This is a genomic window from Chitinophaga alhagiae (assembly GCF_003568665.1).
Lineage (GTDB): Bacteria > Bacteroidota > Bacteroidia > Chitinophagales > Chitinophagaceae > Chitinophaga > Chitinophaga alhagiae.
In genome coordinates this window covers 358576-373820 of sequence record NZ_QXMH01000001.1, presented here as the reverse complement: position 1 = coordinate 373820, position 15245 = coordinate 358576, and the positions used below count along the sequence as shown (strand labels likewise).

The window sequence follows — 15245 nt, the reverse complement described above, 5'->3', positions numbered from 1 at the left end:
ATACTGTGGACCAAAACCTCTACGCCCAGCGGGGTGTTTCAGCCGGAAAAGAAGATGTGCACAACGCCATCCGCAATATTGACAAGGGACTTTTTCCCCGTGCCTTTTGCAAGATCATCCCGGACATCCTGGGCGGTGACGCCGAATGGTGCAACATCATGCATGCGGACGGCGCCGGCACCAAATCTTCGCTGGCGTACGCGTACTGGAAAGAGACTGGGGACCTGGGCGTATGGCGCGGCATTGCGCAGGATGCCATTATCATGAACACGGACGACCTGCTTTGCGTGGGCGCCACAGACAACATATTGCTTTCTTCCACCATTGGCCGCAACAAGAACCGGGTACCGGGAGAAGTGATAGCCGCCATCATCAACGGCACGGAAGAAATACTGGAAGAACTGCGCAGCTACGGCATGGGCATTTACTCCACCGGCGGTGAAACTGCGGATGTGGGAGACCTGGTGCGTACCATCATCGTAGATTCTACCGTTACCTGCCGCATGAAGCGGGCAGACGTGATCTCCAATGACCGTATTGCCCCCGGCGACGTAGTGGTAGGCCTGGCCTCTTACGGGCAGGCCAGCTACGAGCGGGAGTACAATGGCGGCATGGGCAGCAACGGCCTTACCTCCGCCCGTCACGATGTGTTCAACAAAACACTGGCGGAAAAATCCCCGGAAAGTTATGATCCCGCTATTCCGAAAGAGCTGGTGTTCAGCGGTAAAAAGGGCCTGAAAGACCAGGTAGATATTCCCGGTTACGGCAAGGTGACCGCCGGAAAACTGGTGCTGTCACCCACGCGTACCTATGCTCCCGTGATCAAACAGGTGCTGGAAAACTTCCGCCCGCAGGTACACGGCATGGTGCATTGCAGCGGCGGCGCGCAAACCAAGGTGCTGCACTTTATAGACAAATTGCATGTGATCAAGGATAACCTTTTCCCCATCCCCCCGCTGTTCTCCCTCATCCAGGAACAGTCAGGCACCAGCTGGAAGGAAATGTACCAGGTGTTCAATATGGGGCACCGTATGGAGTTGTACGTGCCGGAAAATATTGCGGAAGATATTATCCGCATCAGCCAGACCTACCATATTGACGCGCAGATAGTGGGCCGTGTTACAGACAGCCCTGCCAAAAAAGTGACCGTCAAAAGCGCGTACGGCGAGTTTGAATATGCCTAGAGCCGCGGAAGCGGCGCCCTGAAACGGATGGGCAGGTTAAAATGCACCTTTACCTTTTTACCATGTTGAATGCCCGGCATCCAGTCGGGCATTTCGCTGACTACCCGTATGCCTTCTTCCTCCAGCCCGTAACCCAGCTGGCGGCCGGGCACGGATATATTAACGGGCACGCCGTTCTGGTCCACGTCAAACGAAACTTTCACAATGCCGCTCACACCGTTTTTTATCGCGTCTCGCGGGTATTTCACGTTGTAGCTCAGGAAATCTGCCAGTCCTGCCAATCCGCCCGGAAAGCGGGGCGGCTGTTCCAGCTCAAAAGTGCGTACCATGGTAACAGAATCAGCCGCCTTTTTTACGGAGAATTTGCCCGAAAGGGAATACTCCACGTCAGATCTTTTGCCGCGGATAACGCCCGGCGTGAAGTCAGGTAAACCTTCCACCACTTCCACCAGCGCATCCAGGTAGGGGCTGGCCGTTGCGCCGCGAGGCGTTCTTACCTGGGTTATTTTGCCTTTGGTGGTAACGGTGAACTCTACGGTGACGTAAGTGCCCTTTTCGGTGAGCGGCCCGGCATCCGGCACTTTTACACGGCGCTGCACGTATTGTACCAAGGAGTCCAGTCCGCCGGGGAAAGCGGCATCGCGGTAAACCTGCGCGGCGGCGGGGAGGGCCAGCAAAAGCAGAAAGGGGAGGATGATAAGATACCTGGTCATAGGTAGCGGCAAATTTTTGCCGGTGAAGATAGGGGGAAATCATTCACGAACGCATGCGGCGGAAAAAAATAACGAAGGATTGATGCCCGCCTGCTGCAGGCCGGGGCGCAGGCTGCCGTTAGGGGAACAATACGTTATAATATACTGCACTTACCGTTCTGCCTGGGATAAGGCAGGGATAAGCCACCTCTATATAAGGGTGGCTTATCCTAGGGATATCCCTGGCTTATGGATGGGATATGGGTAAGATATCCTATCTGAAACCCGCCAGCAGCAAGGCTTGGTCTTGTCCTGAAATAGGTTTACACCTTTGGTTAGAAAATACTGATCAAGGTTTACAGGGTTCAAAAATAATCCTGATGATGGTTTAGGACGTGCCCCCTTCTGGCCCGCTACCCAGCGTCCGGGGTACTGCCATTGCTGGCTCAGGTAATGATAACTCAATGAAAATCAAGGTGGGAGTGGGGGTAGTAGTGGTCAAAAAGGGCTGACCAAAAAGCAACGATCTGCTTCCCGGCCAGCCCGTGGATGATTGTTTTTTGCAGGCATTATTGCAGCCTGAACGCAATAGGCACCTGTACTTCTGCGGGAACAGCCTTGCCTTTGTCCATAGCCGGTTCCCATTTCGGCATTTTTTTGATCACGCGCATGGCCTCCTCTTCCAGTCCGCCGCCCAGTTGCTGGCTGATCACCATCACCCTGTCTACAGAACCGTCTTCTTTCACTACAAAAGATGCCAGTACGTTCCCCTGTATTTTGCCGTTGCGGGCGGCCGCGGGGTACCGCAAGTTGGAAGAAAGGTACCTGGCCAGGGCCGCTTCACCGCCTGCAAAGGAGGGCATCAGCTCTGCCGTGCGGTAAATGCCGCTGCTGGTCTTTCCAGGAGGCGGGGCGTCTTTTTTCACTTCGGTCATCACAAAGCGGATGGGGAGGTTGAACTGTACGGCCACCTTCCTGCCGTTCTGCTTGCCCGGCGTCCAGTTGGGCATTGCCTTCACCACACGTACGGCTTCTTCTTCCAGCCCGCCGCCCCTGGGCTTGCCTACTGTTTTTACATGGTTGATCTCGCCCATGGCAGATACCACAAAACTCACGAACACGGTACCTGAAATACCCTTTTCCGTGGCCTCCTTCGGGTAGCTGATAGATTGGTTCAGGTATTTGGCCAGGGCTGCTTCGCCGCCAATAAAGGTAGGCGGTATCTCTACAAAGGTGAAAATTTCGTTGCCGGTAGTGTCTGGCCGCATTTGCGCGTTGGCAGCGGCGGGCCGTGGGGGCGGCGGCGGTGCGGGCCGCTGGTAACCCACTACCACGGTCTGTTTTACAGCATACCCCACCGTGTCCCGGCCATTTGGGGTAACAGGGGTGGCCGCTGCGGCGCCGGCCTGGGGGGAAACCTCAACAATAGCGGGCTGCTGTTGCTCTTTACCGGCCGCGGTGCTGAAATCAAGCCCCTCTTCGTTGGCCACAAAAGCCAGCGAGCAGAAAATAAACACCGCCAAAGGCAATATAAGCAGCCGGCGCAGGTAACTGAACCGCAGGTGGCGGGATTGTGTGAGCATCAGTATTCTCCGTTTGATGGGCTGATGGGAAAAGCTGTTGGCCATGGAAAAAGAATGGCGGGATTGCAGGGCCATTTGCAAGATGCTCTGCGCGTATTCCGTCACATCGCCGTTTACCACCGCTTTCCTGTCCGCGATAAATTCATGGATCATGGACAGTTCCCGTTTGATGAGGTGAAAGAAAGGATTGATCCAGCAAACGGCCGTTACCAGTTCCATAAAGAATTTATCAACGCTGTGCCGCTCCTGCAAATGCACCATTTCATGCCGCAGTATCTGGCGGCCTTCGGAGGTTTCAGCGCTGAAGCGGCTGTTCCAGAAAATATAGCGGAAGAAGGAGAAGGGCGCGGTTATTTTTTCAGACAGCACCAGCCAGTACGGTTTGAGGAACTCTACGCGGCTGCCGCGCACCAGCCTGAATATTTTCCAGTACCCGCCGGCAATGCGCAGCAGCAGCGCCAGCAACACCCCGGCATACAGCCAGGTGCTCCAGTTAATGCTGGCCACCAGCGATGTTCTGGAAGGCGTGAGCACCTGCTCGCGCAGCGTTACTACCTGGCTCGTATATACGTAAATGGTCTCGCCGCCGCCCGTGCCGGTAAAGGGAAGGGGAATGCGCAACAGCGGCACCACCAGGCTGAGCACGGTACACAGCAACAGGTAATAACGGTTCCACTGGTGAAAGCGGTTATTGCGCAAGGCAAGGTGATAATAGCCGTACAGGATGCCTGAGCAGATCACTACCTTGGCAAGGTAAACGAGTAAGGGCGTCATTTTTTTGCGTTTTTGATCTGTTGCAATAATTTTTCCAGGTCGGCCACGCTCATGTCTTTTTCTTTTACGAAGAAAGAGACCATGTTGCTGAAAGAACCCTCAAAATAGCCGGATACCAGGTTCTTCACGGTTTTATGGCTGTACTCTTCCTTGCTGACGATGGCAAAGTACTGGTGGCTTTTGCCGTAAGCCTTGTAGTTCACAAAACCTTTGTCTACCAGTATTTTCACCAGGGTGGAAACAGTATTGTAATGCGGCCGCGGTTCGGGCATGGCGTCTATCATGTCTTTCACAAAGGAAGGGCCCAGCTTCCATAACACCTGCATGATCTGTTCTTCTGCTTTAGTGAGCGTTTTCATTGTTACTACTTTTTTTTACGTTTGTAATAATACGGGATCCCGGTCTCTATCCAAATGTAAAACTATTATTTTAGTTTTCAAACTATTTTTTTAGTTATTAAGGGAATGCGGATCACTTACAACTAATTGGTTATTTTTGATTTTCAAAAAGGAAATAAATGGTGGATCAACCCATAGTTCAACTGACGAATGTGAATGTTTACCAGGGAAATTCTTTGATTTTGGCTGACGTGAACATTACCATTAACAGGGGAGAGTTTGTATACCTCATTGGGAAAACGGGCACGGGTAAATCAAGCCTGTTGAAAACATTGTACGGAGACCTGCCGCTGAAAGAGGGCAGTGGCCAGGTAGTAGGTTTTGATCTGACCAAGATGGACTGGAAAAAGGTACCTTACCTCCGCCGGAACCTGGGCGTGGTGTTCCAGGACTTTCAGCTGCTCACGGACCGTAACGTGCATGACAACCTGAAGTTTGCCCTGAAGGCCACCGGCTGGCAGGAGCCCAAGCAGATAGAGGACAAGATCAACGATGTGCTGGAGAAAGTGGGGCTGGCCACCAAGGGTTTCAAAATGCCCTATGAGCTTTCAGGCGGGGAACAGCAGCGGGTAGACATTGCCCGGGCCTTGTTGAACTCGCCCAAGCTGATACTGGCGGACGAACCTACCGGCAACCTGGACCCGGAAACCTCAGACGGCATCATGCAGCTGTTGTTCCGCATTTGCCGGGAAGACGGCACCGCCCTGGTAATGGCCACGCACGATTATATAGTGCTGCAGAAGTTCCCTTCCCGCGTGCTGAGAACTGAGAACGGGCAGGTGACAGACAATGCAGCGGTTAATTTTGTATAGGTAAACAGCTGGTTATCAGTACTTAATTGGAAATGTAGCGGTAGAATTTCAATTTGGAACTTGAAATATTACTTCTTACCTTTGCACCGGAAAAATAGCGAGTAAAAAAATTATTATTATCAAGATGTCTTACTTAACTGTAGAAAAGAAAGCCAATATTTTCAAAGAATTCGGCGGTAGTGAAAAGAACACCGGTTCTGTGGAAGCACAAGTTGCGCTGGTGACCGAACGGATCAACAGCATTTCCGCTCACCTGAAAGAGAACAAAAAGGACTTTTCCACCCACCGTGGCCTGATGAAAATGGTAGGGCAAAGAAAGCGTTTGCTGTCTTACCTGGCTAAAACCAACCTCTCCGGCTACCGCGCCCTCATTGAGAAGTTAGGTATCAGAAAATAATCTGAAATTTATTATAGCGCTATTCCCAACTGCATAGGTTGGGAATAGTTTTTTTGTATGTGTACCTTAATAATCCTCACACAAGTATGAATCTCACACCTACTTCGGTTAAATTTGATATAGGCGGAGGCCGCGAGGTGACCATAGAAACCGGCAAACTGGCCCGCCAGGCCGATGGTGCCGTTACTGTGCGCCTGGGCAACTGCATCCTGCTGGCTACCGTGGTGGCCAGCCAAAAGCCCAAAGAAGGGCAATCCTTCTTCCCTCTCACGGTAGACTACCAGGAGAAATTTGCATCAGCCGGCCGTATCCCCGGGTCTTTTTTCAAGCGTGAAGGCAAGCTCAGCGACTATGAGGTGCTGATCTCCCGCCTGATAGACCGCGCGCTGCGCCCCCTGTTCCCCGATGATTATCTCTGCGATGTGCAGGTACTGGTAACCCTGGTATCTTCCGATGCGGAAGTAATGCCGGACGCAATGGCCGCCCTGGCCGCCTCCGCGGCGCTGGCGGTATCTGACGTGCCCATCCAGGAAATCATTTCCGAGGTGCGCGTTGCCCGCGTAAACGGCGAGTTTGTGATCAACCCCACCCGTACCCAGCTGGCAACAGCAGATATGGACTTCATTGTGGCCGCTACCGCCAAAAACATCATGATGGTGGAAGGCGAAAGCAAGGAATGTCAGGAAGAAGACCTGGTAAAAGCCATTGAACTGGGCCACGAAGCCATCAAGGTACAGGTGAAAGCACAGGAAGAATTACGCGCCCTGGTAGGCAACCCCGCCAAACGCGCATATGATACACCGCACCAGAACGAAGAGCTGAAAGCCAAAATAGTGGCCTTTGCGCAAAACCGCATCCTGGAAGTGGCCAAATCCGCCCTGGGCAAACACCAGCGCAGCGAAGCCTTCAAGAAGATCGAAGAAGAGCTGGTGGAATCACTGGGAGAACTGCCGGAAGAAGATGCCGACCTTGTTGGCGACTACTTCCACGACCTGGAAAAGGAAACCGTGCGCAACATGATCCTGGACCAGAGCATCCGGCTGGACGGCCGCGTACTGGACCAGGTGCGCCCGCTGAGCATGGAAGCAGACTTCCTGCCCTCCCCGCACGGTTCCGCCCTGTTCACCCGCGGCGAAACACAGTCTCTCACCACCGTTACCCTGGGTACGCCTGATGATGAGCTGCTGATCGAGAACGCCGCTACCTCCAACTACACAAAATTCATTCTGCACTATAATTTCCCTCCTTTCTCCACCGGTGAGGTGAAGATGATGCGCGGCCCCGGCCGCCGCGAGGTGGGCCACGGCAACCTGGCGCTCCGCTCCCTGAAGCAGATGATGCCCGGTAACGATTACGCCTACACCGTGCGCGTAGTGTCAGACATCCTGGAATCTAACGGTTCCTCTTCCATGGCTACCGTGTGCGCCGGTTCGCTGGCCCTGATGGACGCCGGCGTTCCCATTCCCAAACACGTATCCGGCATTGCCATGGGCCTGATCTCCCGCGCCGGCGACGGTAAATGGGCCGTACTGAGCGACATTCTCGGAGATGAAGACCACCTGGGCGATATGGACTTTAAAGTAACCGGTACCCGCGATGGTATTTGCGGTGTACAGATGGACATTAAAGTAGACGGCCTCAGCATGGACGTAATGCGCGCCGCGCTGGCACAAGCCCGCAAAGGCCGCCTGCACATCCTGGACGCTATGTACGCCTGCATCGAGGCCGCCCGTCCGGAACCGAAACCGCATGCGCCGCGCATGGAAAAAATGATCATTGACCGCGAATACATCGGCGCTGTAATAGGCCCCGGCGGTAAAGTGATACAGGAGATCCAGCGCGAGACCGGCACCACCATCAACATTGAAGAAGTGGGCCAGACCGGCGAAGTGAGCATTTTTGCCACGCAGAAAGAAAATCTCGATAAAGCCGTTACCTGGATCAAAGGCATTGTAGCCGTTCCTGAAGTGGGCGAAGTATACGAATCTACCGTGAAGAGCGTAATGCCTTATGGTGCGTTCGTAGAGTTCCTGCCCGGCAAACAGGGCCTGCTGCACATCTCCGAAGTGTCCTGGAAACGCCTGGAAAATATGGACGGCGTACTGAGCGAAGGCGAAAAAGTGAAAGTGAAACTGGTAGGTACCGATCCCAAAACCGGCAAGTTCAAACTCAGCCGCAAGGTGCTGATGCCCAAACCGGAAGGTTATGTGGAAAGGCCCGAGCGTGAAGAACGTGGCGACCGTGGAGACCGCGGCGAACGCCGCGGAGATCGCGGAGACCGCAGGGGCGGCGACCGTGGAGACCGCAGAGGCGGCTTTGACCGTGGTGGTGACAGGGGAGACCGTGGTGACCGTGGCGGTTACAACAGGCCCTCTCAACCCGAGTCCCAGGAACCTCTCGGCCCCATTGAAGGACCGGTGTTTGACGAACAATAAACACACTGATGTGTAAAATATAAAGAGCGGTTGCCTGTAAAAGGCAGCCGCTCTTTTTTATGTAGAGGATGAAGCTACAACCCCACGGTAGACAGCTGTTCTACAAACACTTCGCTCTCCCGCCAGATCGTTTTGCCCTTTACGAACCGGAATATCTTGTACGTTTTCATACCCACATCCTCGTAATCTATCTGGAATTGCTGCACCCGCTTGCCCGTAGCGCGGTCTACCATCTGCACGCGCCCGCCTTCCATCAGTTCGGGCAATATCTCGTCCAGGTAAGGCAGCAGCACTGTTTCGTTATCGTTCCAGAAAAGCGTGAGCTTGTCTGTGCTGTACCGCAGCGCATTGTTTTTGGAAGCGGCCCAGAATTTTGATGCCATGCCGTAATGGCGCTGCACCTCATCAGGCCGCAGGTGCGCGAACTGGATGTTGCGGAACACTTCTTTGGCGTATTGGCGCTGGGGAAGAATAGTATCCAGCCCGGCGAAATAATCCTCCACGTCCTGCTTGTCAATGATGAGCACGGCGGCCTGCAGCTGGTAAAAAATGGAATCTTTGTACGGATTGTCGTACACCTTTACAATGTTCTGCGCCAGGCAGCAGAAAGGGCCGGCCAGAACGGCGGCCAACAACATGAGCTTTTTCATAGGATAAGGTTATATTATTATAATTCAAATATAAATCAGGCGCCGTTTCCCGCAAAGGAATTTTTGAAAAGAGCAATTGCGCATTGGCACTGAGGAATTTGTAATTATCTTGCGCTTATGTCACACATTGCAGTTACCATTGCCGCGCCCGCGGAGCTGAAGGATATTTTGATAGCCCAGCTGGCAGATACCGGTTATGAAGGTTTTGAAGAAACAGCAGACACGCTGGTAGCCTATATCCCTGAAAACGAATTTGACGAGCAGGTGATACAGGGCATTGCAGGTTCTCACGGCCTGGACTATACGAAAGAAAGGATAGAGCAGGCCAACTGGAACGCGGTGTGGGAAAGCAACTTTCAGCCGGTGCTGGTAGACCGCTTTTGCGGCATCCGCGCGGCTTTTCATGAGCCGCTGGGCGCGCAGGTGCAGCATGAAATTGTGATCACGCCCAAAATGTCTTTCGGTACAGGGCACCATGCCACTACCTGGTCTGTGATAAAGCTGATGGAAGGAACAGGCTTTCATGGAAAAAAGGTGTTCGATTTTGGTACCGGCACCGGTATACTGGCCATACTGGCAGACCGGCTGGGGGCGGCGGAGACAGATGCTATTGACAACGATGAGTGGGCCGTTGAAAACGCGGTGGAGAACGTGGCCGGCAATCAATCCCGCGCGGTACGCGTTTGGCAGGCGGACCGGCTGGACGAGGTAAAGAGCAACGCGTACGATGTGGTGCTGGCCAATATCAACCGTAACATATTGCTGGCTAATATGTCCCACATGAAAAGAATCCTGAAAAATCATGGATTATTGATTTTGAGTGGTATATTGCAGGAAGACGAGCACGCAATTGTTCAGGCCGCCGCAGCAGAAGGGCTGCACATGGAAAGAAAGGCAGATAGGGAGCACTGGCTGGCACTTTCCTTCACTCATGGCTAATGTGGAAAAATTCATATATTTTAATTGCTGATTTTGGAGTAATTGTCTTAATATTGCTGTTAAGTTTGTATTCTTTTTAACATATAATTTACTATCTTAGCACTCTAACTTGTTGTGATGACAGAATTATTGCTACTTATTGGTGCCTACCTGATAGGCTCTTTTGCCACTGCTGTATGGGTTAGTAAAGGGGTTTTCGGTATAGATATACGTGAACATGGTTCCGGTAACGCAGGGGCTACCAATACTTTCCGGGTGCTGGGCCCTAAGGCCGGTACCTTTGTGATGCTGGTGGACATGCTGAAAGGTATACTGGCAGTAAGGCTGTCTTATCTCATTCCTCCCTACGATACGCCGGAGCAGTTGATCAACCTGCAGGTAGGCCTGGGCCTGGCCGCGGTAGTGGGCCATATTTTCCCTATATGGGCGGGTTTCCGCGGCGGCAAGGGCATTGCTACCCTTTTTGGTATGGTACTGGCCATTCAGCCGCTGGTAGCGCTCTGCTGCGTAGGCGTGTTCCTGATGATCCTTTTCCTGACCCGTTACGTTTCATTAAGCTCTATTATTGCCAGCATCGCTTTCCCGGTGCTTATTCTCTTCATATTCAGGGAGCAGGAGGTGTTTTACCGCATTTTTGCCATTGCGGTGGCCCTCATGGTGGTGCTGACACACCAGAAGAACATCATGCGCCTGCTTACCGGTAACGAGTCCAAAGTGCCGCTGTTCAAGAACCGCAAGAACAAGGACGACGAGTAATTTCCTCTTTTTTTATCTCCCTTAGGCGAACAAAACAGCATTTTTGCCTGTTTCCGTGATACGTACAGCCATATTTCGGCATAGCGATTGCTTTATATGAAACAGTTGATCACGAATGCGGTCAAAATTGTAATTTCGCCGCAGGCATCCGGTGGCTGGATGTGCAGGTTGTAATGTGAATGCGCCCCTCCGGTTTTGCCGCGGACCATCTATCTTCAAAACATTAACCGATGAAAAAAATTGCGTTGTTACTCGTAGCCGGTACAGGGTTCATGTATGCCTGTACACGGGTGCCCATCACCGGCAGAAGCCAGTTGAACCTCATTCCGGAAGCTACAATGCAATCAATGGCGTTACAGGAGTACCAGAGCTTTCTTTCCCAGAACAAAACCGTTTCCCCCACGGGCAGCAAAGACGCTGAAATGGTGCGCCGCGTAGGTAACCGCATTGCGGGCGCTGTAACGGCCTATATGAACCAGAACAATATGGGCAACCAGATAGCCGGGTACAAATGGGAATTTAACCTGGTAGATGACAAGCAGGTGAACGCCTGGTGCATGCCGGGCGGCAAGGTAGTTGTATACACCGGCCTGTTGCCTGTTACACAGAACGAAGGCGCGCTGGCCTGCGTAATGGGGCATGAGGTGGCGCACGCCATAGCCCGCCATGGTAATGAAAGAATGAGCCAGGGCCTGGTGGCGCAAGGCATACAGATTGCCGGCGCAGTGGCCCTGAATAAAAACCCGCAGGCGCAAAACATCTTTATGCAGGCGGTAGGCGTGGGCGGCCCCCTGGGGCTGATGGCCTATGGCCGTCAGAACGAGCTGGAAGCAGACCACCTGGGCCTCATTTTTATGGCCATGGCCGGGTATAATCCCAATGAAGCGGTACCTTTCTGGACGCGCATGGCCAACGCCGGCGGCGGCCAGAAACCGCCGGAGCTGCTGAGCACCCACCCCAGTGACGAGCGGCGCATTGCCCAGCTGCAGAAACTGATGCCGGAAGCCATGAAATACTACCGGCCGCAGGGCAAATAAGCACGGGTAAAAAATACTGCGGGCTGATGGAAAGTGTTGGATCACTACTTTCTGTCAGCCCGTTTCTTTTTGCGGAATGCTGCAAGCTGACGGCAACAAAAATGCCGCGCTGTTAAAAGAAGGCGGCATTGAGCAATTATTTAACGCAGGCTTTGCGATAGCCTTACCTCAACGGGTACCCGTTAATCCAGTATCTGCGAAAGGTTCTGCAACTCGTCAGACTTGTACTGCTCCTTGTCGTTCCGGAAACATTTTGCCATTTCTTCCAGCAGGAACTGGATGATGCGCTGGTTGCTCTGCGGTTTGTAATAAGCCGGCAGGGCGGGCACGTTTACCCGTTTGAAATAGGTTTCCACATCCTGCTGCGTATAGATCTGCCCCTGGATGGGGTCAATGAAGAACAGTATGCGGTAGTCACCGGGGTCAGCCGGTTCCGTAAAATCATAAAAGGTATCGAAATAAGCGAGTATGAACTGGCGGGGAATGTTGACGGCGTACACCGGCAGGTCAAGCATGGCGCAGAGGGCCTGGTAAATGATGCCGTTGGTGATGGGATTGCCTTTTTTGGTCTCTATCACCTGGTTGATGAAGAACTGGTTCTTGCGCTGGTAAGATACCTCTTCGCCCTTCAGCCCGAAATAATTATAGATCATGCTGTTCAGCACATTGATCTGTTCAAGCGGGGTGAGGTAATTGTTCAGCTCCAGCCATATGTTGCGCTTGATGCGTTCTATTTCCGTGTTGATCTGTGTGGGCTGCAGGTCCGGGTACTGGTACCGGGCGGCCAGCAGGGCGCCCTGCAGCAGCTCCTGCGCACCAGCGTTGCCCCAGAGGCGCACGGCCTCCTGCAGGTCCTGGTAATGCACCCGGTGTATCAGCAGCTCTATCCTTTCCTGGATAGACTCGTCGTAAGTGGTTTCCCAGAGATGTTCCAGGTTCGGGATGATGTCTTTCCCGAACAGGAGGATCTTGTTGGCCACAGTATCGAATACTTCCTGGTCAGGATCATCCAGCAGATGGAACAATGCGTTTATTTCCCTGGTTTCGTTCACTGGTTATCTAATTGTTTTCCCTGATGAATTTACGAATAACCCCTTGTAAATGAAAGTTTGAAAATCCAGGATTATTTCGTTATATTAATTATACTCACCCTGAGCCCTATACGATCTATTCCGCTTTTTTCTTGCGGGGCGGCGCTTTCTTTTTGGGTGGGTTGGCCTTGGCTTCTTCAATAATGGCTTTGGCCTCTTCTACCGTAAGATCTGCCGCGGTATCTATTTTCTCTTTCGGTATTTTGAAGTTTTTCAGCCCTACTTTCAGGTAGGGGCCGTAGGGGCCTTTCAGCACCTGTATCTTTTCCTTTTCGAATACCTTGATAGTACGTTCATTTTTGGCCTGGCGTTTCTCCACTATCAGCGGCGCCACTTCTTCCAGCTCTACGGTATAGGGGTCCATTTCTTTTTTGAGGGAATAGAATTTCTTGTCGTGTTGCGCATATGGCCCGAACCGGCCAATGTTCACCGTAACGTCCGTGCCTTCGAACAGGCCCAGGTTGCGGGGCAGGCGGAACAGGTCCATGGCCTCTTCCATGGAAATGGTCTCAATGCTCTGCGTTTGTTTCAGCTTGGCAAAGCGCGGTTTTTCCTCATCTTCCACGGAGCCTATCTGCACCATGGGGCCAAACCGGCCCATGCGGGCCACCACGGGCTTGCCGGTTTCGGCATCCGTGCCCAGCAGGCGCTCGCCTTTCACCCGTTCCGCTTTTTCCAGCGTTTCCTCCACGTTCTCGTGGAAGGGGTCGTAGAAGTCGCGAAGCATTTTGTTCCACTTCTTTTTGCCGTTGGCTATTTCATCAAACTCTTCTTCGATCTGGGCGGTAAAGCCGTAGTCCATCACCCGGTCAAAGTACTGTTTCAGGAAGTCTGTTACCAGCATGCCCAGGTCCGTGGGGAACAGCTTGGCCTTTTCGGCGCCGGTGTTCTCCTGCTCGGTAAGCTGGCTGATCTTGTCGCTCTTCAGGCTGAGAATGCGGAAATCCCTCTTCACGCCTTCTTTATCCCGTTTTTCCACATACCCGCGCTTCTGGATGGTGGTAATGGTGGGGGCGTAGGTGGAAGGGCGGCCAATGCCCAGCTCTTCCAGTTTTTTTACGAGGCTGGCCTCCGTGTAGCGGGGCGCGGGGCGGGAGAAGCGTTCTGTGGCCTTCATCTCCTTCAGGTCAAGCGCCTGTTTTACGGCCAGGGGGGGCAATACGCCTTCCTGGTCATCTTCACCTTCATCTTCATCGTCCCTCCCTTCCATATATATCTTGAGGAAACCGTCAAACTTGAGCACTTCGCCGCTGGCCGTCAGGTCTTCATTATTGGTGGAGATGGCTATTTTGGCAATGGTCTTTTCCAGTTCCGCATCTGCCATCTGGCTGGCAATGGTACGTTTCCAGATCAGTTCGTACAGCCGTTTCTGATCGGTATCGTCTACCGTGGGGTTCTCCATGTAGGTAGGGCGGATGGCCTCGTGCGCTTCCTGGGCGCTTTCGTTCTTGTTCTTATATTTGCGGCTCTGGAAATACCTTTCGCCGTAGTTGGTATGAATGGCTTTGCTGATGTCTGTCATGGCCGTTTCAGACAGGTTCACCGAGTCTGTACGCATGTAGGTGATCTTCCCGCTTTCATACAGCTTTTGCGCCAGCAGCATGGTCTTGGACACACTGTAGCCCAGCTTGCGGCTGGCTTCCTGCTGGAGGGTGGAGGTGGTAAAGGGCGCTGCGGGCGATTTTTTGCCCGGCTTCACCTGGATGTCCCTAACCGTATAGGCGGCGCCGATACACTGTTGCAGGAACTTTTCGGCGTCTTCCACCGTTTTGAAACGGGTGGGGCCTTCCGCCTTGAAGGTGATGGTTTTCCCCTGGATGTCCTTGGCCAGGAAAAAGGCCTCTACTTTGAAGGTGCTGGTAACGGCAAAACTGTTGATCTCGCGCTCGCGCTCTACAATGAGGCGAACGGCTACGGATTGTACCCTGCCGGCGGAGAGCGAGTTGCGCATGCTCATTTTGCGCCAGAGCACCGGAGACAGCTCAAAGCCCACGATCCTGTCAAGGATGCGGCGGGCTTGCTGGGCGTTCACCAGGTTCATGTCAAGCAGGCGGGGGGCTTGTACGGCTTTTTCAATGGCGGGCTTCGTAATCTCGTGAAAAACAATGCGTTTGGTGTTCTCCGGGTCAAGGCCCAGCACCTCGCAAAGATGCCAGGATATGGCTTCCCCTTCCCGGTCCTCATCCGTTGCCAGCCAAACCTCATCGGAGTCCTTCGCCATTTTTTTTAGCTCTTTTACAACCTTTTCCTTGTCATCCGGTATTATATACTTGGGCTTAAAGTTGTTCTTGATGTCAATACCCATGTCGTCCTTTTCCAGGTCGCGGATATGACCGAAACAAGATTTCACCTCAAAGTCTTTACCTAGAATTTTTTCAATAGTCTTTGCCTTTGCCGGGGACTCAACAATCACGAGATTTTTTGCCATGAACGCCTGCTTTATTTTCTTGATTACGCAAAAATTTGCACAAAAGTTACAAATCCGATTTGTGCAAGT

Annotated in this window: 13 protein-coding genes; 7 read left to right on the top strand and 6 right to left on the bottom strand. The window is 52.8% G+C overall.

The genetic code is table 11. The annotated features are described in order from the left end of the window. Positions 1-5 precede the first annotated feature (5 nt). Positions 6-1184, top strand: coding sequence for an AIR synthase related protein (locus D3A97_RS01495; RefSeq protein ID WP_232825815.1), 1179 nt, complete (start codon positions 6-8; stop codon positions 1182-1184). Here the strand turns inward: D3A97_RS01495 and D3A97_RS01490 are convergent. The 3 genes from D3A97_RS01490 to D3A97_RS01480 all read right to left on the bottom strand — a co-directional run bounded on the left by D3A97_RS01490 (position 1181) and on the right by D3A97_RS01480 (position 4592). Continuing rightward, the gene (locus D3A97_RS01490) at positions 1181-1897 is read right to left on the bottom strand and encodes an energy transducer TonB (RefSeq protein WP_119075977.1); all 717 of its coding nucleotides are present in this window, start codon (positions 1895-1897) and stop codon (positions 1181-1183) included. The two genes, D3A97_RS01495 and D3A97_RS01490, sit on opposite strands and share 4 nt — an antisense overlap. Before the next feature lie 548 nt (positions 1898-2445). Next, positions 2446-4233: a M56 family metallopeptidase gene (locus tag D3A97_RS01485; RefSeq protein WP_119075975.1), complete on the bottom strand. Its 1788-nt coding sequence runs from the start codon at positions 4231-4233 to the stop codon at positions 2446-2448. After that, entirely contained in the window at positions 4230-4592 is a 363-nt protein-coding gene (locus D3A97_RS01480) for a BlaI/MecI/CopY family transcriptional regulator (protein WP_119075973.1), read from the bottom strand. The genes D3A97_RS01485 and D3A97_RS01480 overlap by 4 nt, the downstream gene beginning before the upstream one ends. Before the next feature lie 230 nt (positions 4593-4822). Here D3A97_RS01480 and D3A97_RS01475 point away from each other — a divergent pair, with 230 nt between their 5' ends. From D3A97_RS01475 to D3A97_RS01465, 3 genes are all read left to right on the top strand, one after another. Beyond that, positions 4823-5443, top strand: a complete 621-nt coding sequence (locus tag D3A97_RS01475; RefSeq protein WP_232825923.1) for a cell division ATP-binding protein FtsE — start codon at positions 4823-4825, stop codon at positions 5441-5443. A 124-nt stretch (positions 5444-5567) separates the two neighbouring features. Further along, positions 5568-5840: a 30S ribosomal protein S15 gene (gene rpsO, locus D3A97_RS01470; protein ID WP_119075969.1), complete on the top strand. Its 273-nt coding sequence runs from the start codon at positions 5568-5570 to the stop codon at positions 5838-5840. Between the two features lie 86 nt (positions 5841-5926). Next, positions 5927-8275: a polyribonucleotide nucleotidyltransferase gene (locus D3A97_RS01465; RefSeq protein ID WP_119075967.1), complete on the top strand. Its 2349-nt coding sequence runs from the start codon at positions 5927-5929 to the stop codon at positions 8273-8275. Between the two features lie 74 nt (positions 8276-8349). Here the strand turns inward: D3A97_RS01465 and D3A97_RS01460 are convergent, their stop codons facing one another. Next, positions 8350-8925: a hypothetical protein gene (locus tag D3A97_RS01460; protein WP_119075965.1), complete on the bottom strand. Its 576-nt coding sequence runs from the start codon at positions 8923-8925 to the stop codon at positions 8350-8352. Positions 8926-9042: 117 nt separating this feature from the next. Here D3A97_RS01460 and prmA point away from each other — a divergent pair, with 117 nt between their 5' ends. From prmA to D3A97_RS01445, 3 genes are all read left to right on the top strand, one after another. Then, entirely contained in the window at positions 9043-9864 is an 822-nt protein-coding gene (prmA, locus tag D3A97_RS01455) for a 50S ribosomal protein L11 methyltransferase (RefSeq protein ID WP_119075963.1), read from the top strand. A 117-nt stretch (positions 9865-9981) separates the two neighbouring features. Then, on the top strand, positions 9982-10620 hold the full coding sequence (plsY, locus tag D3A97_RS01450) for a glycerol-3-phosphate 1-O-acyltransferase PlsY (RefSeq protein ID WP_119075960.1): 639 nt from the start codon (positions 9982-9984) through the stop codon (positions 10618-10620). A 230-nt stretch (positions 10621-10850) separates the two neighbouring features. Next, entirely contained in the window at positions 10851-11657 is an 807-nt protein-coding gene (locus D3A97_RS01445) for a M48 family metallopeptidase (protein ID WP_119075957.1), read from the top strand. Positions 11658-11839: 182 nt separating this feature from the next. On the opposite strand, the gene D3A97_RS01440 is transcribed toward D3A97_RS01445, so the two are convergent. Next, positions 11840-12709, bottom strand: a complete 870-nt coding sequence (locus tag D3A97_RS01440) for a transglutaminase-like domain-containing protein (RefSeq protein WP_119075954.1) — start codon at positions 12707-12709, stop codon at positions 11840-11842. Between the two features lie 115 nt (positions 12710-12824). Further along, positions 12825-15176, bottom strand: coding sequence for a type I DNA topoisomerase (topA, locus tag D3A97_RS01435; protein WP_119075952.1), 2352 nt, complete (start codon positions 15174-15176; stop codon positions 12825-12827). Positions 15177-15245: the final 69 nt, after the last annotated feature.

Coding starts and splice junctions, on each gene's coding strand:
- D3A97_RS01480 (WP_119075973.1), bottom strand. CDS start 4,592: ATGAAAACGCTCACTAAAGCAGAAGAACAGATCATGCAGGTGTTATGG.
- topA (WP_119075952.1), bottom strand. CDS start 15,176: ATGGCAAAAAATCTCGTGATTGTTGAGTCCCCGGCAAAGGCAAAGACT.
- D3A97_RS01465 (WP_119075967.1), top strand. CDS start 5,927: ATGAATCTCACACCTACTTCGGTTAAATTTGATATAGGCGGAGGCCGC.
- D3A97_RS01485 (WP_119075975.1), bottom strand. CDS start 4,233: ATGACGCCCTTACTCGTTTACCTTGCCAAGGTAGTGATCTGCTCAGGC.
- D3A97_RS01460 (WP_119075965.1), bottom strand. CDS start 8,925: ATGAAAAAGCTCATGTTGTTGGCCGCCGTTCTGGCCGGCCCTTTCTGC.
- prmA (WP_119075963.1), top strand. CDS start 9,043: ATGTCACACATTGCAGTTACCATTGCCGCGCCCGCGGAGCTGAAGGAT.
- D3A97_RS01490 (WP_119075977.1), bottom strand. CDS start 1,897: ATGACCAGGTATCTTATCATCCTCCCCTTTCTGCTTTTGCTGGCCCTC.
- plsY (WP_119075960.1), top strand. CDS start 9,982: ATGACAGAATTATTGCTACTTATTGGTGCCTACCTGATAGGCTCTTTT.
- D3A97_RS01445 (WP_119075957.1), top strand. CDS start 10,851: ATGAAAAAAATTGCGTTGTTACTCGTAGCCGGTACAGGGTTCATGTAT.
- rpsO (WP_119075969.1), top strand. CDS start 5,568: ATGTCTTACTTAACTGTAGAAAAGAAAGCCAATATTTTCAAAGAATTC.